Consider the following 22,121-nt stretch of genomic DNA (forward strand, 5'->3'; position numbering starts at 1 on the left):
GGGTTCGAGACCCAGCAACTAGCTCTCAGTGTGAGATTCGCTGCATGGGTGCCTACTCAGGTGGTCGCCATGCCCCCAGGTCCAGCCGTCCCCACGCCCTGTTGACCGTCGTGTGGGGGTTTCCTGGCCAAGCTGGGGCACTCCCACCCATGTCCCCGCGCCACCGCGGGGGAGAACACGCCGCCACCCTGCCCCGTTGGCCGTCATGCGGGGGCTCCCCCGTACAACGGCCAACGGGGAGGCAGGGGTGCACCGCGGATACCCCGCCGAGCGCACAACCTCCCACTACACGGCCTAGCTCACCATGACGAATCCCGCGACCACCGCCGCGACGACGAGCAGGGCACACAGGACCGCGATGGTGATCTTGACGGCGCTGTAGGGCCGTTCGCCGTGGACCTCGCCGGTGCACCCGTTGACCAGCACCTGCCAGGTTTGTCCCCGGTAGACGTAACACCCGGTCCACACCGGAAGGAGGAGCAGCTTACCGGTGACGTCCGAGTAGTCGGTGTCCACCGAGGAGAGGCGCTGGTCGTCTCCGCCAATATCGGCGAGGCAGTCCTGCTTGATAGTTCGGGCCATCTGCCGTTTGGCGTCAGCGAGGCCCTGGTCCGGTTCAACGTCGTAGCGGAGTGCCTCGTGGCCGGCCAGATACTCGTGTGTGTAGGCAACAGCGTCGTCGAGTGGCCAGGGAGCGAGCCCGTTCAGCCGTTCGGTGTCAAGCCGGGTCGTGCCCACGACAAGGACATCGTCGAACTCGCGGCGAACCGTGCCGCTCGTGGGATACCACCGTGTACGTCGCACCCGGCGGGTGCGGGTTTCCGTCTTGCCGTCCTTCTCGACCTCGTAGGTCTTGGTCTCGTAGTAGTGTTCCCCACGTTCGCCCTCGTAGCTCGACACGGTCATCGCGTCGAAGGTCCAATGCGGAACGTAGGTGCTCTTCATCGTCTCCGCATCACTGACCTTCTTGAGACAGTTGGGAGCGAACCAAAGGCCCTGGATCCACGCCCGTAGTGCGGCGCGGGCGTCGCTACGTTCGAGGGCGAACGGCACCACCCCCTCTGGGGAAATCTGGGCGTCGTTCCTGTCGTCGACCACCAGTGGTGCCGCACAGAACTGGCACTTGTGGGACAGCTCCTCGGAATTGAACCGGGCCCCGCACTGCTCGCACTGCATATGGTGCGTCGAGATCTCTGAAGCGGCGGTGCGCGCCTTGGCCAACAGTTTCTCGTAGTCGTGTTCACGCACCGTTCCGGTCTGTGTCTCGACCTCGGCGCGGTGCCCGCAGTAGGGACATTCCAGGGCGTTGGTTCCGGGGGCGTATTCGAGGCTGGCACCACATCCCGCACAGGCGTAGGCGTCGTGGTGCTCGATGGACGGTTCGGCGGCGGGGGAGTCGTGCATCGATCCTTCTTGGCAGGCGGGCGGGGTGGAGTCAGTTCGGGGGGAGTGGGGGTGGTGTGCTGGAGAGCAACTGGGCGAGCTCAGGGACCTGGCTGGCCGGCGTCCACTGATCCATACCGGCCTTCCACACCAGCGTGTTCGCGCCAAGGACGCCCTCTGCGGCTTTACTGTTCATGCCGGACGCGTCGAACGGACCGAGCTGTTGGCCGTCAACGCCCAGATACCACTGTTCCTGCTGTGGCAACGGCGGAGGTCCGGCCTGGTTCTGGGGCTGGGCGGCCTCTGGAGCGGATTGGGCCTGCTGTTGGTTGGTTCCCAGCGCGGATGCCATCTGTTGCCCGGCGGCCACACCCATGCCCATGCCCATGGCGTCCCCCGCCCCGCTTCCGGGGTTGTTGGCCGCATCCTCCATCGCGTTGGCGGCCTGAAACTGGGCGTACTGGTCCAGGTCACCCAGGATGCCCATCTGGGAACGCTTGTCGAGGGCCTCCTCCACCTCGCTGGGAAGCGAGATGTTCTCAATGATGAAGCGTGGGACCGCCACACCGACCTCGGCCAGATCGGAGCTGAGCACCTCGGCCATGCGCTCGCCGATTGCGTGTTGGTTGGCGGCGAGGTCGAGCACCGGGGTCTCCCCGGCGGCCGAAGCCAGAGCATCGCCCAGCCGGCCAACAATCATCTGTCGCAGGTAGTCCGAAACTTCCTCGGTCCGGAACTGCGGATCGGTTCCCGCCAGCTCCTGGAGGAATCGCGCCGGATCGACGATGCGCACGGAGTAGCCACCGAACGCGCGCAACCGCACCGGGCCGAATTCGGGATCACGAACCATAACCGGGTTCTGTGTTCCCCACTTCATGTCCGTGAATTGCCGAGTGTTGACAAAATACACCTCGGCTTTGAAGGGAGACTCGAATCCGTATTTCCATCCCTGGAGGGTGGACAATACCGGAAGATTCTGGGTTTCCAGAGTGTATGTTCCAGGGCCGAATGTGTCCGCCAGGCTTCCCTCATTGATGAAGACCGCAGCCTGGGACTCGCGAACCACGAGCTGGGCGCCCATCTTGATCTCGTTGTCGTGTCGCGGGAACCGCCAGACCAAGGTGTCCCGGCTATCGTCCAACCATTCGATGATATCGATTGTCTCGCCCCGGAATGAGTCGAACAGTCCCACACTGACCCCTTCTTGCGGTTATGGTGTCGCGAGTCCTCCTGGACCCGGGGCACATTATCCAGCAAAGTGTTCCCTCCAGCAATGTGCGGGGAGCGGAACCAACGCCGACACAATCCGGCCGGCCTCCTGGTTCGCGGGCCGGGTATTCCGTATCCGGGAGCGCACGACGGACCAGACCGTGTTCCGGAGTGGTCTCTACAGAATCCGCTACCCGGCGCTGATTACGGAGTGCGACGTCGCCGTTGTCTCCAGCGGCCCCTGTTCTGTTCCCTGGCTGCGGTCATCAGCCACGGCCGGTGCCGATACCGTCCCAGGGGCGTGGCCGATGCCGGCCACGCCGCACCGCGGTGACCCTGGGTCCGCATGCGCTCCTATCGCCCCGGTATTCGCTGATGTGCCGGGGCCGCCAGACGCACGCCGTCCGGGAACGCGACCGCGGCACACCTGCTGGTTCGCCGCCTGGGTTTCGTCCCCCCGAACGTGGCACGCTGGCAGGGAGCACTCCGGAACCGCCACTGACGGATTTCTGGGGTTCGCGGCAGCCCGGACCTTCGACGGATCGGAAGGACAACCATGGCAGACGAGCTCCTGGACCACACCGAGGTGGACCGAGTGATCGGTCAGGTGGAGGGGTGGCAGCGCTCCGGAGATCGACTAGTGCGGACCTGGCAGGTCAAGGGCTTCAACGGGGCTGTACAGCTCGCGAACGTCGTCGCCTACGTGGCCAACCGCCGCAACCACCATCCCGATATCACGGTGCACGACTACAACCAGGTCACAGTGTCCGTGACCACGCACGACGCCGGCGGGCTCACCCGGCACGATGTGGCACTGGCCCGCGCGATCAACGATACGCTCGAAACGTCCGAGCGGGAGTAGCACACGCTTCGCAGTTCCGCCCGGCACAGCCTCCCGGGTCAGTGTGGTCGGCGTAGGAGCCACGCCACAAAGCCACGGCGGGGATGGCGCACGACCAGCGCCCCGGAGTGCACCTCGCCACGAATACGCACTGTGGGCGCGCCCGGCTCGGGCGCGCTGCGCACGCGGTTTCGGAACCCACCGCTGTACACGCCGACCTGGTCCTGTTCCACCAGCCACCCGTGGGGCACCACGATCTGGACCGAGCCCGAGTGCACCGTCGCAGTGAGCACGACCTCCCGCTGGGTGCAGCTGGCACGGGTCAGGTCCACACGTATGGCACCGGACACGCACTCCACCGTGATGTCGGCCGGCACCCGCCAGTACCCGTCCTTCACCAGCGATCCGCTACTGGTGCGCAGGTGGAGGGGTCCCGGCTCCGTGCCCCCCATCCGGGGCAGATCAGAGGTGACCATGTCCAGTTCGCCGCGGGTTCGCGCCGCATAGACGGCACTCACCCGCTCGTCCAGATCGCCGAGATCCAGGCGTCCGTCTGCCGTGGCCGCACGCAGGGTCTCCGCAGCGGCCTCTCGCTCGGTATCCGAGACCCGGATGGAGGTTGCCTGGTCGTGCCCCTCAGCCACAGCTGCCTCCGTTCACAGTGCCCTCCATCTGACAGTACGCACTGGCCGACTCGAACTGAAGATCACCGACGGGAAAAGCATCAGGACCTCAGGGTTCGAGGCCGGGCCCTACCGGGCGCCCACGAACGGGGGAACGGCGCTGTGGATACTGTAGATGCTGCTATGCACAGTGAACAGCAACGACCGGACGCCGTGGGTGACGTCGCTGGTGGACCATCAGATCCGCCGGCGTTGGACCACCTCGTCTATGCGGCCCCCGACGGGGAGGCCGCCGTCACCGACTTCGCGGAACGCACGGGGGTGCAGCCCGTGCCCGGGGGAGCGCACCCCGGATGGGGGACGCGCAACTGGCTGGTCGGCCTGGGCCCCGGAACCTATCTGGAGATCGTCGGTCCCGATCCGGACCAGGAGCCACCCCACGGCCAGCGCCCGTTCCTGGTGGACACCGTGCCCACGCCCGGGGTGGTGCACTGGTGCGTTCGCACACCCGACATCGTGTCGACCGTCGCTACGGCCCGGGCGGCGGGCTACGATCCCGGTCCGGTGCGCGAGATGAGTCGCCGCCGGCCGGACGGATCCCTGTTGCAGTGGAGCCTGACCGATCCGAGGTCGGCCCAGCCCGGCGGGCTGGTTCCGTTTCTCATCGACTGGGGCGACACCCGCCATCCCAGCGAGGATCTGGAGCCCCAGGCCACCGTGGAGCATCTCCACCTGTCCGCCCCCGATCCGGCTCCCGCACAGCGGGCGCTGCGGGCTCTGGGGATCTCCGAGCAGGTCGACACGGGAGCCCTGGGAATGACGGTCACCCTGCGAACCCCCGGTGGACCCGTTGTGCTCGAGCCGGCGGAGCGTCCGTGAGTACTGACATCGCACCACAGGACCTGGACTCACTGGCCAGGACCGTGGCCACACTGACGCACGGAGTCGTCAGCATCGAGGACGACCAACACCGAGTCCTGGCCTATTCCTCCTCACCGGAAGGCGCGGACGAGCTGCGTCGCCGATCCATCCTCAGCCACCACTGTCCCGAGCCCTACCTGAGCCACCTGCGGTCCCAAGGCGTGTACGAGCAACTGCTCGCCGGGGAGGTTGTCGACGTGCCCGCCTGTTCGGACCTGGGCATGCGCCGGCGCCTGGCCGTGGCCGCGTTCGTGGAGGAACGCCTCTTCGGGAGCATCTGGGTGCAGGAGGCAACCGAGTCCCTGGCCGCCACAAGTGCCGATGTTCTCACCGGAGCTGCCCGACTCGCGGCCATGGGAATCGTCCGTTCGCGCCACAGCGCGGCCTGGGGCGGGGAATCTGCCGCCGAGCTCACCTCCGCACTGCTCACCGGAAGCCGGGACGCGGCCGCCCTGGCCCGTCAGTTGGGTATTGCCGCGGATGCGCCGGCGGCCGTCGTGGCCGTCGACCTCCGGGACACCGCGGATCTGGTGGAGCACGAGCTACGTCTCAGCCGCGCTGCCAGCATCGTCAACGTCTACGCCAGTGGCTATCGCAAGAACGCCCTGGTGGCCGTTGCCCACGGCCAGATCTATGCACTTCTGCCCGCCATCGCCGGGTCACCTGGATCCACCTCCCGGATCACCGAGTGGGCCAGCACCGTGATCGGGGAGTTGCGTGCCTCTCTGCACGTGCCAGCGCAGGCAGCGGTCGCCGATGCCGCCCCGCTGGCCCAGGCGCCCGAGTCCCTGCACGCCACCCAGCAGGTACTCGACGTTCTGGCCGCGACCCCGGGGCAACGTGCCGCCTCCGTTACGGAGCGGCGTTCCACTGTGCTGCTGCACCAGATCACAGGATTGTTGGCCCAGCATCCCCAGCTGCGTCACCCTGCGCTGGATCTCCTCGATGACGAACAGCGGCGTAGCCTGGGCGCGTTCCTGGACACCTTCGGTGACACGGCCCGGGCCGCCGAGCGGTTGCACGTCCATCCCAACACCCTGCGGCACCGGATCCGCCGGATCAGCGAACGCACCGGTCTCGACCTGGACGACGCCGACCAACGGCTTGTTGTCGCGCTCCAGTTACGAACTGATCAGCGTTTGGACTCGTGAGTCTTGCGTCACCCCGAAAGTTGTCGTTGGCCACAACGGCGTGGGGTGGAGATAGTGCAGGTCCACAGCTGGCGTGGCCAGCTTCGCCGTCTAAGCTGCGCGAAACCCCTGAACTGGGAACTCGTGCGTCGGCCATCCAACGGAGCGCAATCGTGACGAACTTTGTGCTGTTCATTCTGCCCTTACTGGTTCTGGCCCTGGCCATCGCCGGTTATGTCCTGACCAAGCCACGGGAGGTGCAGAAGTGAGCGAAACCGCCGTCGTTGTCGACGTCAACTGGCCGATTGTTGCCGGTTTCGTCGGCTATCTGGTGATCCTCGTGGTCATCGCCGCCTACGCGGGATACGCACGGGCCGGTTCGATGACCGACTACTTCCTCGGCGGCCGGGCTATGCGCTATGTCGTGGTGGCCTTGAGTTCGGTCACCTCGGCCCGTAGCGGCTGGCTGGTGCTGGGTGTTACCGGCATGGCTTTCGTCAACGGTGCTGCCGCAGTGTGGGCCGTGGTCGGATACACCGTCATGGAACTGTTCCTGTTCCTGTTCGTTGCACCCCGCATCCGACGCATCACCGGGCGAATGGGAGACCTGACCCTCCCCGACTTCTTCGTCAGTCGGCTCCGCGGCGGCAACGTGCTGCGGGGGATCGTGGTCACCGTCATCGTGCTGTTCATGATCGCCTACGTGGCTTCCAACTTCCAGGCCGGAGGGACCGCCTTCGCCGGGACCTTCAACATCGACCCCGAATGGGGTCTGTTGATCACCGCGGCCATTGTGGTGCTCTACACGATGGTCGGAGGCTACGTGGCGGTGGCCCTCAGTGACGCCTTGCAGGGCCTGTTCATGCTCTTCGGACTCGTGGTCCTGCCCACTGTCGTCGTTGCCTCCCTTGGCTGGGGGCCGATGTTCGACACGTTGCAGGCCCTGAACCCGGCACTGCTGGACCCACTCGCCGTTGGCGCCGGCATGGTCATTGCCTGGATCGGTATCGGTCTCGGTTCGCCGGGGCAACCCCACGTCGTGGTCCGGTACATGTCCGTGGACGACCCGAAAAACCTGCGTCCCGCCGCGCTGTTGGCCACCTTCTGGAATGTCCTCATGGGCTGGGGTGCCGTCTACCTCGGGATGGCGGGGCGTGCGATCTACGAGACCGAGGACGCACTGCCGGGGCAGGACCCGGAGGCCCTGTTCCCGTTCATGGCCGGGGAGTACCTGCCGGCGATCGTGGCGGGGATCCTGGTGGCCGCCGTCTTCGCCGCGATCATGTCCACCGCGGACTCGCAGCTGCTGGTGGGAGCCTCCGGTATCGTCCGCGACATCTATCAGCGCATCATCGCGGGCGGACGGGACATCCCCTCCCGGTCCGCGGTGTGGATCAGTCGCGGTGTCGTGCTGGCGATGTCGCTGGCCGCCATCGGCCTGCTCTACGTTCCCGGAGCCGCTGATGCGGTGTTCTGGCTGGTGTTGTTCGCCTGGGGCGGCCTCGGAGCGGCCTTCGGGCCTCCGCTACTGTTCACCGTGTTCTGGCGGGGCACCACCGCGGCGGGAGCCGGGGCCGGCGTCGTCACCGGGGCTCTGGTGACCATCGTGTGGTACTACACGCTCTCGGACTACCTGTTCGAAGGGCTTCCCGGATTCGCAGCCTCGGCCCTGGCAGTGTGGCTCGTCAGCCTGGCCACCGCACGCAGCCGTCCTGCGGACGTAGAGGAGCAGATGCGGGTGATGCGGGGCCAGGACGGTCCCGTCACCGACAGCCCGGAGGAGACCGCCTCCCGGTAGGTGCCGCGCGGGAGATCGCGGGTGGCGCCGCCGGCCGCGCGGCGCCACCCTGGTGGCGGTGGAAGGACGGGGACTCAGGCCGGCCCGGTACCGGTCGTGTCCTTGACGGTCTGCCCCGCCTGCACCACCATCCGAATGTTGGTCGGGTCGGTGAGGACCTCCACATCATGCAGTGGATCCCCATCACACACCACCAGGTCCGCCAGCTTGCCAGCCTCCACGGTGCCAATCCGGTCGGCGAGACCGAGCAGCTGCGCAGCGTCCCGGGTCCCGGCGGCGATGGCCTGCTGTGGGCTCATGCCGAGCTGCGTGAGGAACCTCAGCTCGCCCAGGTTCGCGCCGTGCTGCGCGATCCCCGCGTCGGTGCCGAGCGCCACGCGTACCCCTCGACGGATCGCCTCCGCGACCCGCGTGAAGGTCACCTCGCCCAAGCGGAGCTTCTCCGCATAGGCCTTGTCCGTCATGAGGTGTTCCCGGCCCGCGTAGTCGAAGGTGTTCAGCGTGGGAACCAGGAATGTTCCCCGTTCCAGCATCAACTCGATACCGGCGTCGTCGATGAGGTAGCCGTGCTCCACACTCGTGACACCTCCCTCGACGGCGTTACGAATCCCCGCTGCGCCCTGGGCGTGGGCGGCGACGGCGCGCCCCCCGTGTCGCCGCGCCTCGTCGACGATCGCGGTGATTTCAGCTGCGGTGATGCCCTCGTCGTGCGGCGTGTCCGACGGGCTGGACAGACCCCCCGTGGCGCACACCTTGATCACGTCCGCGCCGTCCCGGATCAGCCGACGGGTCGCCACCACGGCCTCCTGCTCCGAGTCGGCGATCTCCGTGGCTCCCGCCAGCCAGGTGTGCGGATCGAATCCACTGGGTTGGGTGAAGTCGGCGTGGCCGCCGGTGTGGCTCATCAGCCGGAGTGCCAGCTGCATCCGGGGACCGGTTACCAGGCCCCGCTGCCAGGCGGTTCGGAAACCGGCGTCCAGCCCGCCCAGGTCCCGCACGGTGGTGACCCCCGCCTCCAGGGTGGCGCGCATTCGTTCGGCGGTTTCGAACGCCAACAGGCTCCGGTGCTGGTCCAGATGGTTCCACAGCAGGGCCCGTGGGCTGGCCAGGCCCAGGTGGACATGACAGTCGATGAATCCGGGAAGGAGGACACGCCCGTCCACATCCACGGTGTGTTGCTCCGGCTGGTGCGGTGGCGCCGAGTCGGCCGTGCCGGCATAGGCGATCTGTCCGGAGGCGTCGGTGACGACAACCGCGTTGTCAACGGGCGTTGTCCCGGTTCCGTCGATCAGCCGGGCACCGGTGAAGCGGAGGGGCTGCTGGCTCACGTTACCTCGCTCGCTGTTGTGCAACGGGTGGATCGCACTCCATTGCTCCGGGCGGTGGGGCCTGCTGCGGCCGCGGTGGCGGCGCCGCAGGTTCCCTGGAGGGTACCAAGGTGCTCGGGAGCCGGGCAGTCGCGATGCGGTCCCGCGCGTCGTCAGGTTGGGATCGCCGTGCGTAGCACCTCGGCCAGGTGCTGCGCACGGCGATCCCCGAGCTGTTCGATTTGGGTTCGGCAGGAATAGCCGTCCGCAAGCACCGCCGTGTCCGGGGTCGCAGCGCGCATCTCCGGCAACAGTCGGCGTTCCGCCGCCCCCACCGATACCTCGTAGTGCCCGTCCTCGAACCCGAAGTTTCCAGCCAGCCCGCAACACCCGGCGTCCAGGGTGCGATTGTGCAGCCCCACCCGTTCCATGAGTCGTTCCTCGGCGGAGAAACCGAGTGTGGCGTGCTGGTGGCAGTGCACCTGTGTGATCGCGTCCACGTCGAGGTTGCCGAATTCGGCGTCGGGTGCGTACTCGTTCAGGAAACCGGCCAGGGTGTGGGTCTGCTGGCCGAGCTGGGTGGCCCAGGCGGCGACGTCGGCGTTCTCGCTGGCAGCGGACAGGTACTCCGGGAGCTCGCCCCGCAGAACCGAGGTGCAGCTCGGTTCCAGCCCGACCACGGGAACCCCGGCACGTAGCGGGGCGGCCAGGGTCCGAACGGTGTGCCGCATCACGGCCCGCGCAACATTCAACTGGCCGGTCGTCACCCACGTCAGGCCGCAGCACACCGGGTTCCGTGGCACGATCACGGTGAATCCCGCGTGTTCCAGTACCTCCGTGGCCGCAGCGCCGATCCGGGGTTCCAGGTAGTTGGTGAAGGTGTCCGGCCACAGCAGGACCGTGGTCCCCGCCCGCCCGGAGCCGCCGGTGGCTCGCGAGGGTCCAGCGGCGCGCCGTCGCCGGTGGAACGCACGCAGGAAGGTGGTCTCGGCCAGGGTGGGTAGTTCTCGCTGCGCGGCGATCCCGGCCATCCGTTTGACCAGGTTCCCGGCCCACCTGGTTTGGGCCATCCCGTTCGCCTGCGGAGCTAGTGGCGCTGCCAGACGAAGCCACAGCGGAAGTGCTCCCAGCGAATAGTGGGTCACCGGCCGGATCCGTCGACGGTAGTGCTGGTGCAGAAACTCCGACTTGTAGGTCGCCATGTCCACGTTGACCGGACAGTCACTCAGACAGCCTTTGCAGGACAGACACAGATCCAGGGCCTCCCGCACCTCGGTGGAGTCCCACCCGTCCGTGATGATCTCGCCCCGCAGCATCTCCCCGAGGAGGCGAGCCCGTCCCCGTGTCGAATGCTCCTCCTGCCCGGTCACCATGTAGCTGGGACACATCACCCCACTGCTGGTGTCCACACACGTGCCGACCCCGACACATCGGCGGGTCGCCTTGGCCAGGCTGCCGTCGTCATGCGGATAGGGGAGGGCGAGGGGTAGCTGGCGCGCCGGTCCGGACACGCGTACGTTCTCGTCCAGGGGGCGCGGATCGACACCGATTCCGGGGTTCAGCAGGTTGTCGGGGTCGAACAGGAACTTGAACTGTGCGAACAGGTTCACAAGTTCGGGTGGGTACATGCGGCCCAGGAGCTCGCCACGGGCCTGTCCGTCGCCGTGCTCCCCCGAGATCGAACCTCCGTAGGAGACCACAAGATCGGCGGCTGCCTCCATGAAGTCGCGGAAGTTCGCCCGCCCGGGTGCCGTGTCGAGGTCGAAATCGAGCCGCACGTGCACACATCCCTCGCCGAAGTGTCCGTACGGGATACCGCGTAGATTGTGCTGGCGCTGGAGTTCCTGAAAATCTTCCAGGTAGCGGCCCAGCTGTTCTGGTGGAACCGCCGCGTCCTCCCAGCCGGGCCACGCCTCGGTGCCGTCCGGGGCGCGGGTGACCAGCCCGGATCCGGCCTCACGTATACTCCAGAGTTTGCGTTGCTCCGCTGGGTCGGTCACCACGATCGTCCCGGTGGTGGTTCCCGCCTCGAGGCGGGTGGCGAGCTCCCCAGCGCGCCCTTCGGCCTCGGAGGCGGTGTCTCCCCCCACTTCCAGAAAGAGCCAGCCCCGGCCCGGGGGGAGTCGGTCGAGAGCCGTCGGCCCCGGTCCCCCCGGTGCGTGCGCGAGTACCGTCTCGACCATGTCGGCGCCCATACCTTCCACGGTGAGGGGAGCCACATCGAGGATGTCGGGAACCGCATCCGCGGCGGCGGGCATGCTCCGATACCCCCCAACGACGAGTGCCCGCACGGGCGGTGCCGGCATCAACCGCACCCTGGCCCCGAGGACGATGGCGCAGGTGCCCTCGGTGCCCACCAGGGCTCGGGCCAGGTGGAAACCGTTCTCGGGGAGCAGCGCGTCCAGGGCGTAGCCGGACACACGGCGAGGCAGCCGCGGATAGCCAGTGCGCAGCAGTTCCAGGTTCGCAGTGCTGAGGTCGCGCAGACCGCGGTAGAGGTCACCCACCCGACCCGGCTCGGCGCACCGTCGCCGGAGCTCCTCCGGCGACGTGCGGCCGACCGTCAGCCGGGTCCCGTCGGCCAGCAGAACATCCAGTTCCTCGATATTGTCCGCGGTCCGGCCCCAGGCCACCGAGTGGGAGCCACAGGAGTCATTACCGATCATGCCGCCGAGCGTGCACCGGCTGTGGGTTGACGGATCCGGGCCGAACGTCAGCCCGTGTTTTCCCGCAGCCTCCCGCAGCTCGTCCAGGACCGTGCCCGGACCCACCCATGCGGTGTGGCCCTCGGGGTCGATTTCGCTGATCCCGGACATGTAGCGGGAGCAGTCCAGCACGAGCCCCCTACCGAGTACCTGGCCGGCGATACTTGTTCCCGCTCCCCGCATGGTCAGTGCCACGTCGAATTCCCGCGCCAGTGCCAGGACCGCCGCTACGTCCGCACCGTCGACGGGATAGACCACTCCGAGGGGAGGATGCCGGTAGATGGAAGCGTCGGCACTGTGCGTGGCCCGTGCGGTGGTGGAGAAGTCGACATCGCCGCGCACCTCATCCCGTAGCCGTTCCTGAAGCCGCATTGTCCGCGCGTGTGACACTCCCATGGCCGGTCCTCTCCTTGTCCCACGTGGTTGACACCAGGCCGGTGTGGGCCGGGTCTCCCCGAAGATACAGAAGGCATTGTGGGTGTTGCCGGAGGAATCGGGGAGCGGTCGGTGGGGCGAGGCGTCCCGCGGCTCCGGAGCAGATCCACGGTGCGGGAGGCTGTGCTATCTGGAGCTGCTGTCCGGGCCGTCGGGCATGATGTCGGGAGCGAAGTACTCGTCAACAGGCATCGGGCCCCGGTAGCCCTGGCAGACACAGGTGTGGTGGGAGTCGCCGCGTTCCCCGGTCCAGCGGCCAGGGATGATCACCTGAGCTCGACATTTTCTGGTCTCATTGTCGTGGAACACCAGGTGGTGTCCACAACCGCAGATCGCCTGCGGTGTACCGGACGGGCCGGTGAGTGCAGAGCGGTGGCCGCGGGCTGGTTGGCGGCGACGCCCCGCCAGTAGACGTCCCAGTACGACACCGGACAGGGCGATCGCCGCTCCGGTCACGAGGCTGAGGGGCTCCAACGGTCACCGCCCTCCCTGTCGGGGTGCCAGATCTGCCGAACGACCGGGCTCGAGTGCGGACGAACCTCAGGGTAGCCACTCTCCGCCGGTGGCACACAGTGGGGCGCGGCGCGGGCTAACCTGCCCCCGTGAGTACTTCGTCCACAAGCATGGCTGACGCACGACCGAACACGCCGACACTGGCCTCCGTCCGCACCGTCCTGGAGCGCAGCTACGACCCAGCGTGGGCTGCCTCCTGGGACGCGGTGGGCCTCGTCTGCGGTGCCCCCGAGCAGCCGGTGGGGCGTGTCCTGTTCGCAGTAGACGTGACATCTGGGGTGGTCGACGAGGCCATGAGCTGGGGGGCAGACCTGATCGTGGCGCACCATCCCCTGCTGCTCCGTGGGGTGAACAGCGTTGCTGCGGACACACCGAAGGGTGCCCTCGTGCATCGGCTGATCCGTTCCGGTATCGCCCTGTATACGGCACACACCAACGCCGACGTGGCCAATCCGGGCGTCTCGGACGCTCTGGCGAGCGCAGTGGGGTTGTCCGGGCAGCTGCGGCCGCTCGCCCCCGACGTGACCGATTCCCAAGGCGAACGTGGCCTCGGCCGGGTCGGGGAACTGGAGGTTGTGACGTCGCTGGGTGACTTCGCCGAACAGGTGGTCGCGGGAATTCCCGCGACGGCAGCTGGGGTACGCGTCGCCGGTGATGCCCGACGGCCAGTGCGTCGGGTCGCGGTTTCCGGGGGTGCCGGAGACTCCCTACTCGAGGAGGCACGAGCCGCGGGAGTCGACGTCTTCGTCACCTCTGACCTCCGCCACCATCCGGCCACAGAGTTCGTCGAAGCCCATGACACCGCATTGATCGATACGCCGCACTGGGCCAGTGAGTGGCCCTGGCTGCCCGTCGCAGCAGCGCAGCTCTCCCGGGCCATGGCCGGTCACACCACAACCGGGCAGACTACGCTGGAAACGCGAGTCTCCACCATCGTCACCGACGCCTGGCATGACGCATTCGGCATGTCTCGCCACATTCATGAGGGAGTGAAGTGAAAGCTGAACCCGAGCACCAGCTACGCTTGCTCGATCTGCAAGAGATCGACAGCACCCTGGATCGGCTCCAGCATCGGAGCCGTAACCTGCCCGAGACCGCCGAGGTGGCTCAGCTCGACGCGCGCCTTGGGGAACTCCAGAGCAGCGTGACGGAAGTCGAGACCGAACTCGCCGACATCGCACGCGAACAACGTAAGGCCGAATCCGACGTGGAGCAGGTGCGTAACCGCGCCCAGCGGGATCAGCAACGCCTGGATTCGGCGCAGGTGTCCTCCCACAAGGAGTTGGAGAGTCTCCAGTCGGAGATCGCTTCCCTCAACGAGCGGCAGTCCGAGCTCGAAGAGATCGTCCTGGAGATCATGGAGCGCCGAGAGGCGGCCGAGAACAGGCGGGCACGGTTCAACGAGGAACTGGAATCGGTGTCCGCGCAGCGGGATGAGGCCGAGGAACGCCGTTCGGCCGCGGTGGTGGACCTGGACACCGAGCAGCAGTCGGTACGCGACCGGCGTGCCCGGGTGGTCGCCGAACTTCCGGAGGATCTCCTCGCTCTCTACACCAAGCTCCGGGAATCCTATGCGGGGATCGGCGCCGCGGCTCTCCAGTACGGGCGGTGCCAGGGCTGCAAGTTGGCACTGAGCACCGCGGAACTCTCGGAAATCCGCACGGCCGCTCCGGACGAGGTGCTGCGTTGCGAGGAATGCCGGCGCATCCTGGTACGGACGACGGAGTCGGGCTTGTGAGGCGGCTCCGAATAGAAGCGGATGGAGGGTCGCGGGGTAACCCCGGCCCGGCGGGCTACGGGGCCGTCGTTCGGGATGCGCAGACCGAGGTGCTGCTGGCCGAGGTCGCCGAACCCATCGGTGTGGCCACGAACAACGCCGCGGAGTATCGGGGCCTCATCGCCGGTCTGCGTCGTGCCGCCGAACTGGCCCCATCCGCGACGGTGAACGTCCAGCTGGACTCGAAGCTCGTCGTGGAGCAGATGTCCGGTCGTTGGCGGATCAAGGACCCGGACCTGGCAGTGTTGGCTCGAGAGGCCCAGGAGCTTGCGGCCGTGTTCGCGGACGTCAGCTACACGTGGGTTCCACGGGAGCGCAACGCACATGCGGATCGGCTCGCCAACGCCGCCATGGATGGCAGTTCCGTGGATGACGGCGCGCATTCCGCTGGGTCGACTCCTCCATCGGCAGACCGTTCGACGAGCCCGGCTGGTCCTGGCTGGGCAGCTCCGGCCACGGATGCCACCACCCTGCTGTTGTTGCGGCACGGACAGACCGAACTGTCCGTTGAGCGCCGGTTCGCCGGCCGGGGCGATATCCCACTCACAGACGTGGGCGTGCACCAGGCAGATCGTGCGGCGTCCCGATTGCGTGATGTCCCCATCGACGTGGTCGTTTCATCTCCCCTGCGCCGTGCCCGAGACACGGCCGCTCCCGTGGCTGCGGCACTGGGGCTGGACGTCGAGGTGCACGACGGACTAACGGAGACCGACTTCGGAAAGTGGGAGGGGTTGACCTTCGCTGAGGCCCAGCAAGACTGGCCTGAGGCCCTGTCCCGGTGGGTGTCTGACCCTGAGCAGGCTCCGCCCGGGGGGGAAAGCTTCGCCGCCGTGGCGCGCCGGGTCAGCCTCGCCCGTGACGAGCTCCTGCGCGACTACGCGGGCAGGTCGGTGTTGATCGTCAGCCATGTCACGCCGATCAAGACCCTGCTCCGGCTCGCGCTGTTGGCGCCCCCCGAAGCGTTGTACCGCATGCACCTGGACGTGGCCTGCCTGTGCGAGGTCGATCACTATGCCGACGGCCCCGCGGTCGTGCGTTCTGTGAACGATACCGCGCATCTGCATTCGAGCGGATGACAAATCGTGGCGGCGGGACGCCGGCAGCTGGCGGCTCAGCCGGTGACTCCCGCGGCCGGCCGCCGTGGATCCCTCGGTCGTGGCCACAGCGATCGCGGGGCATATACTGAAGGGACGGGGAGTCGGTCAGGCGACCGCGGCGGTGCTCGCGTACCGTCGAGGAAAGTCCGGACTCCACAGGGCAGGGTGGTCGGTAACACCGACCCGGGGCGACCCGCGGGCCAGTGCCACAGAAAACAGACCGCCACCGATCCGGTGGTAAGGGTGAAACGGTGGTGTAAGAGACCACCAGCGGCCGGAGCGATCCGGTCGGCTTGGTAAACCCCACCCGGAGCAAGGTCAAGAGGAGAGCCTTCGGGTTCTCTGCGCGGACGATCGAGGGTGGCCCGCCCGAGTTCGCGGGTAGACCGCAGGAGGCTGTCGGCAACGGCAGTCCCAGATGGATGGTCGCCCGGTCCGGATACGGACCGTAACAGAATCCGGCTTATCGACCGGCTCCCCGTTCCTGTGGCCGCACTCCGGGCGCCTGGCTGGGGTGGCGGCAATGCCCGCGGCCGGATCATGGGCGTCAAACGGCCGTGTCACCTACATTGGGATCGTGCGTGCACCGAGCCACCATAGTCCTCGGTGCATGCCCTGATCCGGCGCCCCACGTACTAGTGACTCGGTGGAGACATGGAATTCTCGACAGCGACCTTGGCGGTGATGTTCGGGATCCCGCTACTGGCGATCATTGTGATCTTCCTGCTCGCGCGAAACTGGGCCACGCCGGTCGAACCCCCCGACGGTGAGGACACGCGCAATGAGTAGGTGTACCGGTCGCTGAGGCTGGGTCCACCCCCCTGGGGGCCGGGGTGCACAGTACCGGTCAGGTCCAGGTGCACCCCGGGCGGCGTTACCGTGCCGGTCCCTCACCGTAGGGATAGCCGTAGGCGTCATAGGGTGCGGGCGGATACTCCTCGTTCGGGGGCGGTGATGTCCACTGGACCGGCCAGCCGCCGGTTCCGGACTCGTAGGCGGGAGGGTCGTAGGCGGACGGCTGGTAGGCCGTTGGGTCCGGCGGTCCGGGCTGGTACGGACTCTGTGCCCCGGACGCGTAGGGGTCTGTGGGCTGGGGGGGCGGTGGTGGAGCCTGCCCCAGGAGATCCGGGGACGGGCCGTACTGGAACTGGTATCCGCTCTGGGCAGGTGGCCCCGGGGGTGGCGACGCAGGGGCGGGAGGCGCTGCCGCGTCGTACATGTGCACGCTGCTATCCACCGGCCCGTACGGATAATCCGAGGTGTAGGGCACGCCGGGCTGTTCTGCGGGGTACCCGGAGGCCGGATAGCCTTGGGGGCCGTTCGGATGCGGACCTTCCCAGCCCTGATGGAACCCCTCCGGGGTGTGGTCCTGCGGCGTCGCGGCCGGTTCTGCCGGAAACCATTCGGGTCCCCATCCTGCGGGCGTATAGCCGCTCGCCGAGTTGTAGCCACTCGCCGATGGGGATTGGTTTGCTCCGGGCGCGGTGTGTGTCTCGGGGGAGGGGTGGGCGGGGTAGGGGGCAGAGCGTGGCTCGGTTCCCGGGAACGAGGCCGGCTGATACGCCGAACCCGCGGGCGGGTTCGGGGGATAGTGGCTTCCGGTGTCCACGGTCGGGCGTTGGTGGCTTCCGGTGTCCATCGCGGGGCGTTGGTGGCTTCCGGTGTCCATCGCGGGGCGTTGGTGGCTTCCGGTGTCCACGGCCGAGCGTTGGTGGCTGCCAGTGTCCATACTGGACCAGATTGGGGATCCCGTCTCGGGTCCGGCCGTGGCTGGCCGGAAGCTGGGATCGGACAAGGGGTCGTCTGTCGCCGAACTACCGGGGCCCTGGTCCGGTGTGGCAGCCCGGGGCCTGGAGTGGGGTGGATTCGCGTCCGCGGCGGGTTGGAGTGGCGGCTCGACTGGCGGAGGGCTGGCCGCCGGGCCGGATGGGGTGGAGCCCTGGGAGACGGCGGTGTGTCCTGGGCCGGTGTCGGGCACCCCCATCAGCGGGCCCGACACCGTAGTGGAGCTGGGGTCCTGCTCCGGCATCGACGGCTCGGTGTTGCGCGGGGGAACACTGGTGCGCGGCTGGTGAGCTCGGTGAGCGGACTCGGGAGCCGACGTCGAACCGGGTGCGTGCACCGCGTTGTCCACAGGTGCCGCGACGTTCTGGTTGCCGGCGCTTTCGGTTTCCTCGGTTCCCTGCCCCAGGCTCGCGAGCTTGTCCAGGTCGCTGCCTGCGGCCCCATCCGAGCTCGACGCGGTGTCCGCCCTGGTTCCCGCTGCCGGGGCCGCGGTATCCACGGCGGCGTGCTGCTCTGCGGCCTCGGTTGCTGGGCTGTGCGGTTCGCTGTCTACCGAGCCATGTGCGGTACCGGTCCTGCGTCCGGGGAAGGGGGCGTCCTCGTCCGAGATGCTGGACCAGAAGTCGGCGTCGGACAGGTCGTCGTCACCGTCGCCCCACTCCTCGGGTTCCTTCCGCCCGCGGCCTGGCCGGAACCGCCGCGCCGCCGAGGGCCGCCGTTCCTCCGCCGGTTCGGAGTCCTCCTGCTCCTCGTCGAACTCCGCGTCCTGGGTGTCGGAGGAACCCAACGCACGCATACCCAATGCGATCAGAACTAGAACCAGGAGTACGACGAATACGGCGCCAAGAATGTAGATCATCATCAGAGACGCACCACCCTAGGGCGCGGGGCCACATGGTCAGAGGGGTCGGCGCTGGCGCGCAGACAGACTGCTGTCATGACAGAAACCGCCCACCTCGTTGCTCGGTACCTCCTGCGGCGTTCTGCGTGCGGTCCCACGCCTCCGCACGCCCCAGTGGCGGGACGGACGCCGAAGAAGTGTGTCCATCAGAAGTTCAGTGGGGGGCACGATTCCACTTTATGCGCTTCTGCGGTGAATGTGCAGTGGGCGACACGCATCGTCCCGTGTGGAACGTGTCGGTGCCCGAGGTGTCTCGTGTGGCATGTGTCGCGGCGCAGTGGGGGGTGACGGTGTGGATATGTGTCGTGCATGTCACCTGCCATCGTCGGCGAGCAGCCGCCCCCAAGCGAGGCTCCGGGCGGCAATCGCCCCCAGGGCCTCGTCGAGTTCGGCGGTGTCGTCATCCTCGAGCGTGATGGGAGCCTGTAGTGCGTAGACCGTGAACCGGTAGTGCTGGAGCACCTCATCGGAGTTCGGGCTGTCCTCGGACTGTTCTGACCGCTCGTCCTCGTAGCCGCGCTCCGCGGATGAGCCGTCCGGGCAGGGGGGATCATAGCCGACCTCGCCAACGGAGTTCTCGGCCTGTTGGGCCGAGGAGGGCAGCCCGTTCTCCGGCAGTTCGGCTATGTCGGGATCGAGGTTGTACACGACCCAGTGCACCTTGGGTCCGCCCGCGGCCTGGGGGTCGTCCACAACCACGGCGATTGACTCGGCATGCGGTGGAACTCCCGACCATTGCAGAGGTGGACTGTTGCCCTCCCCATGGCAGGTGTAGCGATCCGGGATCTCCCCACCCTCCTGGATCACCGGACTACTCACGGTGAGATCGTCCGTGGCCTCGTCGAGTGGAGAGCCGAGGATCATACCGCAACCAGAGACCAGTATCGTCAGGGCACTCGCCGCGCCGCCCACCGCCAGTGGCCGGGCTCGAGCGGCCCGGGCTGGCCGCGCGTGCGAAGGGGACCTGTTCACGTCCACGGACTCCAACTCCGGTTCGCAGGGGTTCGCTGGGGTATGCCGTGTCGAGGCTCTGCCCAAAACCCTACTCTGCCGGATGCAACGGTGTGGCCAGTCCCGGTGGTCACCGTGACCACCGGGACTCGCCCGATCAGGAGCGGTTGCGGTAGGCGCGGGCCGCCAGTGGGAAGAAGACCGCCGTGATCACCACCGTCCAGCCCAGAGTCCACAGCAGCGGTTCCGTGACCGGGGCGTCTCCACCCACCAACAGGCCACGCATGGTGTCCACGACATGGGTTACCGGGTTGATCTCGGCGAACGCGGCCATCCATCCTGGCATGTCGTTGGGATCGACGAAGGCCGAACTCCCGAAGCTCAGCGGGAACATCCAGATCATCCCGAAGTTCTGTACCGCCATCTGGGTCCGCATCACCAGGCCGATCCAGGCCGAGATCCAGCACAGCGCGAAAGCGAAAACCATGATGACGGCGGTGCTCGCCAGCACGCCGACGAGCCCGTTGCCCGGACGGAAGCCGATAGCCATTCCTACGGCGAGAATCACGACCACGGTCAGGAAGTAACGAACCAGGTCACCGAGCACCGCCCCCACCAGCGGGGAGGAGCGCGTGACCGGCAGGGAACGGAACCGGTCGAAGATCCCCTTCTGGATGTCGGTGTTGAGCGTGATCCCGGTTCCGATCGTGGTGAAGATCACGGACTGGGCGATGATGCCGGGCATCAAGAAGTCCCGGTACACCTGCCAGTCGCCCATCATGGCCTGCCCGAACACGAACACGAAGAGCGCCACGAACATGATGGGCATGAACGTCAGCCCGAGAATCTCCTCCGGATTGCGCTTGATCTTGAGCAGACTGCGCCAGGTCAGGAGCAGGCCGTGTCTGACCAGTGCCGCCGGGGTCAGCCGAGCGGGACCGGTGGGCCGCATCGGTGTGGCGGTGGACCCGGCCTCGACCGAGGGAGTGGTGGTCACGGTCACGGATGTGCCTCCTCCGGGATGATGGAATCGGTGTCGGGGGCCTGGGCCGTGTGTCCGGTCAGTGCGAGGAACACCTCGTCCAGGCTTGGCTTGCGCAGTGCCAGTTCGGCCACCGGGATCTGGGCGTCGTCGAGCTGGCGTACCACGGCCGGAAGCATCGCGGGGTCGGTGACGGCAGCGCTCACCTCAGTTCCGGAGTGACGGACGCCCCGCTCGGTGACCGCCTCTACGATGGCCGTGGCGCGACCGAGATGCTCCGGATGGACGGTTTCCAGCTGGAGAACCTGGTCGCCGGCCCGTGCCTTGAGCTGCTCGGGGGTTCCCTCCGCGATAACTGTTCCGTGGTCGAAGACGATGATGTCGTCGGCCAGCTGGTCCGCCTCCTCCAGATACTGCGTGGTCAGGAGCACGGTCACTCCGTCGTCGACGAGCCCCCGGACCACGTCCCACAGCTCGTTGCGGCTGTGTGGATCCAGTCCCGTTGTCGGCTCGTCCAGGAACAGCAGCGACGGCTGTCCTACCAGGCTCGCCGCGAGGTCGAGCCGGCGACGCATCCCACCGGAGTAGGTCTTGGCCGGGCGATCCGCTGCGTCCGTGAGGGCGAACCGGTCCAGAAGCTCGGCTGCGCGGGCCCGTGCGGCGGGACGCGAGAAATCCAACAGGCGGGCGATCAACGCCAGGTTCTGGTTGCCGGTCAGCTCTTCGTCGACCGCGGCATACTGGCCGGTCAATCCGATCCGGCGCCGTACCTCGTGTGCCTGCCGAACAACGTCGAATCCGGCTACGGTGGCGTGACCCTGGTCGGGTTGCAGCAGTGTGGACAGAATGCGCACCGTGGTGGTCTTCCCGGAGCCGTTCGGGCCGAGTACCCCCAGCACCGCGCCGGTCCGTGCGCGCAGGTTGATCCCGTCGAGTGCGGTGGTGTCGCGGAACCGCTTGACCAGCCCCTCTGCGCGGATGGCGTCGGTCATCCTTCCCCCAATACGAGATTTCGGTGCCGGAGAACATGGAGAGTGTGCCGGACCGGGGCGACATTTCCCAGCGATTTTCGCAGTGGCGGCCCGACGGCTCGACGGCCCGACGGCCCCACGGCGCCGCGGCCACCGGAACTGCTGCCGCGCCAGTGTGACGCCGGGTGTAACAGTTGGCGGGGAACGCCTGTTCCCACACGGAACGAGACGCTCGTAACAGCTAGAATTCGGGCGTGAACGCCCGACTACGACCTCCGCGCCATCTCGTCGACCCGCGAGCGATCTATATGTGGACCGTCAGCGGGCTGGCGGGGGCTGTCGTGAAGATCCTGTTCGGTGTGGCTGTTGCCTCCACCGTGGCGGTTGCCCGATTCGGCTGGGTTCCCGTGTGGGTGCTGGACAACGTCTGGTGGCTGTTCGCCGCCTATGCGACTTACGCACTGGTGCGCGCCGTCGTCATTCCCCAGTGGCGTTACCGGGTACACCGATGGGAGGTCAGCGACGACCTCGTTTACACGCGTACGGGATGGCTGAACATGAACTGGCAGTTGGTTCCGATCAGCCGGGTCCAGACCGTCGACCACACCCGTACGTGGTTGGAGCGACTGTTCGGACTGGCCACGGTGCAGATCCAGACGGCCTCCCACGCCGGATCTTCGGAGATCACCGGATTGGAGGAGCAGCTGGCGGGGCAGATCGCCGAGGACATCGCCGGCCGAGCCGGGGAGTTGCGTGATGACGCAACCTGACGCGCGACCTGGTGGCCCAGTG

The 22,121-nt window shown here is 67.4% G+C and carries 19 protein-coding genes and 1 other RNA gene; 10 read left to right on the plus strand and 10 right to left on the minus strand.

All coding sequences use genetic code 11. The annotated features are described in order from the left end of the window. Positions 1-294: 294 nt before the first annotated feature. Together RIF23_RS00655 and RIF23_RS00660 are read right to left on the minus strand one after the other, a co-directional pair. Positions 295-1,404 carry a hypothetical protein gene (locus RIF23_RS00655; RefSeq protein ID WP_310910309.1) on the minus strand — a complete coding sequence of 370 codons (1,110 nt, stop codon included), beginning with the start codon at positions 1,402-1,404 and terminating at the stop codon, positions 295-297. Between the two features lie 31 nt (positions 1,405-1,435). After that, on the minus strand, positions 1,436-2,575 hold the full coding sequence (locus RIF23_RS00660) for an SPFH domain-containing protein (RefSeq protein WP_310910310.1): 1,140 nt from the start codon (positions 2,573-2,575) through the stop codon (positions 1,436-1,438). Between the two features lie 573 nt (positions 2,576-3,148). Here RIF23_RS00660 and RIF23_RS00665 point away from each other — a divergent pair. After that, positions 3,149-3,454, plus strand: coding sequence for a 4a-hydroxytetrahydrobiopterin dehydratase (locus RIF23_RS00665; RefSeq protein ID WP_310910311.1), 306 nt, complete (start codon positions 3,149-3,151; stop codon positions 3,452-3,454). Positions 3,455-3,492: 38 nt separating this feature from the next. Here RIF23_RS00665 and RIF23_RS00670 read toward each other — a convergent pair whose 3' ends face one another. Continuing rightward, positions 3,493-4,077, minus strand: a complete 585-nt coding sequence (locus tag RIF23_RS00670; RefSeq protein WP_310910312.1) for a DUF1707 domain-containing protein — start codon at positions 4,075-4,077, stop codon at positions 3,493-3,495. Positions 4,078-4,239: 162 nt separating this feature from the next. Here RIF23_RS00670 and RIF23_RS00675 point away from each other — a divergent pair, with 162 nt between their 5' ends. From RIF23_RS00675 to RIF23_RS00685, 3 genes are all read left to right on the plus strand, one after another. Further along, positions 4,240-4,935: a VOC family protein gene (locus RIF23_RS00675; RefSeq protein WP_310910313.1), complete on the plus strand. Its 696-nt coding sequence runs from the start codon at positions 4,240-4,242 to the stop codon at positions 4,933-4,935. Then, entirely contained in the window at positions 4,932-6,128 is a 1,197-nt protein-coding gene (locus tag RIF23_RS00680) for a PucR family transcriptional regulator (RefSeq protein WP_310910314.1), read from the plus strand. The genes RIF23_RS00675 and RIF23_RS00680 overlap by 4 nt, the downstream gene beginning before the upstream one ends. Before the next feature lie 244 nt (positions 6,129-6,372). Then, positions 6,373-7,905, plus strand: a complete 1,533-nt coding sequence (locus RIF23_RS00685) for a sodium/proline symporter (protein ID WP_310910316.1) — start codon at positions 6,373-6,375, stop codon at positions 7,903-7,905. A gap of 74 nt (positions 7,906-7,979) precedes the next feature. Here RIF23_RS00685 and RIF23_RS00690 read toward each other — a convergent pair whose 3' ends face one another. The 3 genes from RIF23_RS00690 to RIF23_RS00700 form a co-directional block, all read right to left on the minus strand. After that, on the minus strand, positions 7,980-9,233 hold the full coding sequence (locus RIF23_RS00690) for a metal-dependent hydrolase family protein (RefSeq protein ID WP_310910317.1): 1,254 nt from the start codon (positions 9,231-9,233) through the stop codon (positions 7,980-7,982). A gap of 152 nt (positions 9,234-9,385) precedes the next feature. After that, on the minus strand, positions 9,386-12,313 hold the full coding sequence (locus RIF23_RS00695; RefSeq protein WP_310910318.1) for an FAD-binding and (Fe-S)-binding domain-containing protein: 2,928 nt from the start codon (positions 12,311-12,313) through the stop codon (positions 9,386-9,388). A 165-nt stretch (positions 12,314-12,478) separates the two neighbouring features. Continuing rightward, positions 12,479-12,826, minus strand: coding sequence for a hypothetical protein (locus RIF23_RS00700; protein WP_310910319.1), 348 nt, complete (start codon positions 12,824-12,826; stop codon positions 12,479-12,481). Between the two features lie 149 nt (positions 12,827-12,975). On the opposite strand from RIF23_RS00700, the gene RIF23_RS00705 reads away from it, so the two are divergent. The 5 genes from RIF23_RS00705 to RIF23_RS00725 all read left to right on the plus strand — a co-directional run bounded on the left by RIF23_RS00705 (position 12,976) and on the right by RIF23_RS00725 (position 16,528). Beyond that, positions 12,976-13,863: a Nif3-like dinuclear metal center hexameric protein gene (locus RIF23_RS00705; protein ID WP_310910320.1), complete on the plus strand. Its 888-nt coding sequence runs from the start codon at positions 12,976-12,978 to the stop codon at positions 13,861-13,863. Then, positions 13,860-14,603 (plus strand): zinc ribbon domain-containing protein, encoded by a 744-nt coding sequence (locus RIF23_RS00710; RefSeq protein ID WP_310910321.1) that lies wholly within the window; start codon positions 13,860-13,862, stop codon positions 14,601-14,603. Before RIF23_RS00705 ends, RIF23_RS00710 begins: the two co-directional genes overlap by 4 nt. Continuing rightward, entirely contained in the window at positions 14,561-15,718 is a 1,158-nt protein-coding gene (locus RIF23_RS00715) for a bifunctional RNase H/acid phosphatase (protein WP_310910322.1), read from the plus strand. Before RIF23_RS00710 ends, RIF23_RS00715 begins: the two co-directional genes overlap by 43 nt. A gap of 118 nt (positions 15,719-15,836) precedes the next feature. Beyond that, an RNA gene (gene rnpB, locus RIF23_RS00720) (RNase P RNA component class A) lies at positions 15,837-16,221 on the plus strand. Positions 16,222-16,393: 172 nt separating this feature from the next. After that, positions 16,394-16,528: a hypothetical protein gene (locus RIF23_RS00725; protein WP_310910323.1), complete on the plus strand. Its 135-nt coding sequence runs from the start codon at positions 16,394-16,396 to the stop codon at positions 16,526-16,528. 85 nt (positions 16,529-16,613) lie between these two features. Here the strand turns inward: RIF23_RS00725 and RIF23_RS00730 are convergent, their stop codons facing one another. From RIF23_RS00730 to RIF23_RS00745, 4 genes are all read right to left on the minus strand, one after another. After that, positions 16,614-18,386 carry a hypothetical protein gene (locus tag RIF23_RS00730; RefSeq protein WP_310910324.1) on the minus strand — a complete coding sequence of 591 codons (1,773 nt, stop codon included), beginning with the start codon at positions 18,384-18,386 and terminating at the stop codon, positions 16,614-16,616. A gap of 351 nt (positions 18,387-18,737) precedes the next feature. Beyond that, positions 18,738-19,289 carry a YbhB/YbcL family Raf kinase inhibitor-like protein gene (locus tag RIF23_RS00735; RefSeq protein WP_310910325.1) on the minus strand — a complete coding sequence of 184 codons (552 nt, stop codon included), beginning with the start codon at positions 19,287-19,289 and terminating at the stop codon, positions 18,738-18,740. A gap of 244 nt (positions 19,290-19,533) precedes the next feature. After that, the gene (locus tag RIF23_RS00740; protein ID WP_310911193.1) at positions 19,534-20,328 is read right to left on the minus strand and encodes an ABC transporter permease; all 795 of its coding nucleotides are present in this window, start codon (positions 20,326-20,328) and stop codon (positions 19,534-19,536) included. A 47-nt stretch (positions 20,329-20,375) separates the two neighbouring features. After that, entirely contained in the window at positions 20,376-21,350 is a 975-nt protein-coding gene (locus RIF23_RS00745; RefSeq protein ID WP_310910326.1) for an ATP-binding cassette domain-containing protein, read from the minus strand. 233 nt (positions 21,351-21,583) lie between these two features. Here RIF23_RS00745 and RIF23_RS00750 point away from each other — a divergent pair, with 233 nt between their 5' ends. After that, complete coding sequence (locus tag RIF23_RS00750) at positions 21,584-22,099, plus strand: PH domain-containing protein (protein ID WP_310910327.1); 516 nt, start codon at positions 21,584-21,586, stop codon at positions 22,097-22,099. Positions 22,100-22,121 lie beyond the last annotated feature (22 nt).

Source organism: Lipingzhangella rawalii, assembly GCF_031628175.1.
In the GTDB taxonomy this organism is placed as follows: domain Bacteria; phylum Actinomycetota; class Actinomycetes; order Streptosporangiales; family Streptosporangiaceae; genus Lipingzhangella_A; species Lipingzhangella_A rawalii.

Excerpts from the sequence above, each read along its gene's own strand:
- RIF23_RS00705 (WP_310910320.1), top strand. The coding sequence starts at position 12,976 with ATGGCTGACGCACGACCGAACACGCCGACACTGGCCTCCGTCCGCACC.
- RIF23_RS00730 (WP_310910324.1), bottom strand. The coding sequence starts at position 18,386 with ATGATGATCTACATTCTTGGCGCCGTATTCGTCGTACTCCTGGTTCTA.
- RIF23_RS00740 (WP_310911193.1), bottom strand. The coding sequence starts at position 20,328 with ATGCGGCCCACCGGTCCCGCTCGGCTGACCCCGGCGGCACTGGTCAGA.
- RIF23_RS00655 (WP_310910309.1), bottom strand. The coding sequence starts at position 1,404 with ATGCACGACTCCCCCGCCGCCGAACCGTCCATCGAGCACCACGACGCC.
- RIF23_RS00745 (WP_310910326.1), bottom strand. The coding sequence starts at position 21,350 with ATGACCGACGCCATCCGCGCAGAGGGGCTGGTCAAGCGGTTCCGCGAC.
- RIF23_RS00725 (WP_310910323.1), top strand. The coding sequence starts at position 16,394 with ATGGAATTCTCGACAGCGACCTTGGCGGTGATGTTCGGGATCCCGCTA.
- RIF23_RS00715 (WP_310910322.1), top strand. The coding sequence starts at position 14,561 with ATGCCGGCGCATCCTGGTACGGACGACGGAGTCGGGCTTGTGAGGCGG.
- RIF23_RS00735 (WP_310910325.1), bottom strand. The coding sequence starts at position 19,289 with ATGATCCTCGGCTCTCCACTCGACGAGGCCACGGACGATCTCACCGTG.
- RIF23_RS00695 (WP_310910318.1), bottom strand. The coding sequence starts at position 12,313 with ATGGGAGTGTCACACGCGCGGACAATGCGGCTTCAGGAACGGCTACGG.
- RIF23_RS00665 (WP_310910311.1), top strand. The coding sequence starts at position 3,149 with ATGGCAGACGAGCTCCTGGACCACACCGAGGTGGACCGAGTGATCGGT.
- RIF23_RS00675 (WP_310910313.1), top strand. The coding sequence starts at position 4,240 with ATGCACAGTGAACAGCAACGACCGGACGCCGTGGGTGACGTCGCTGGT.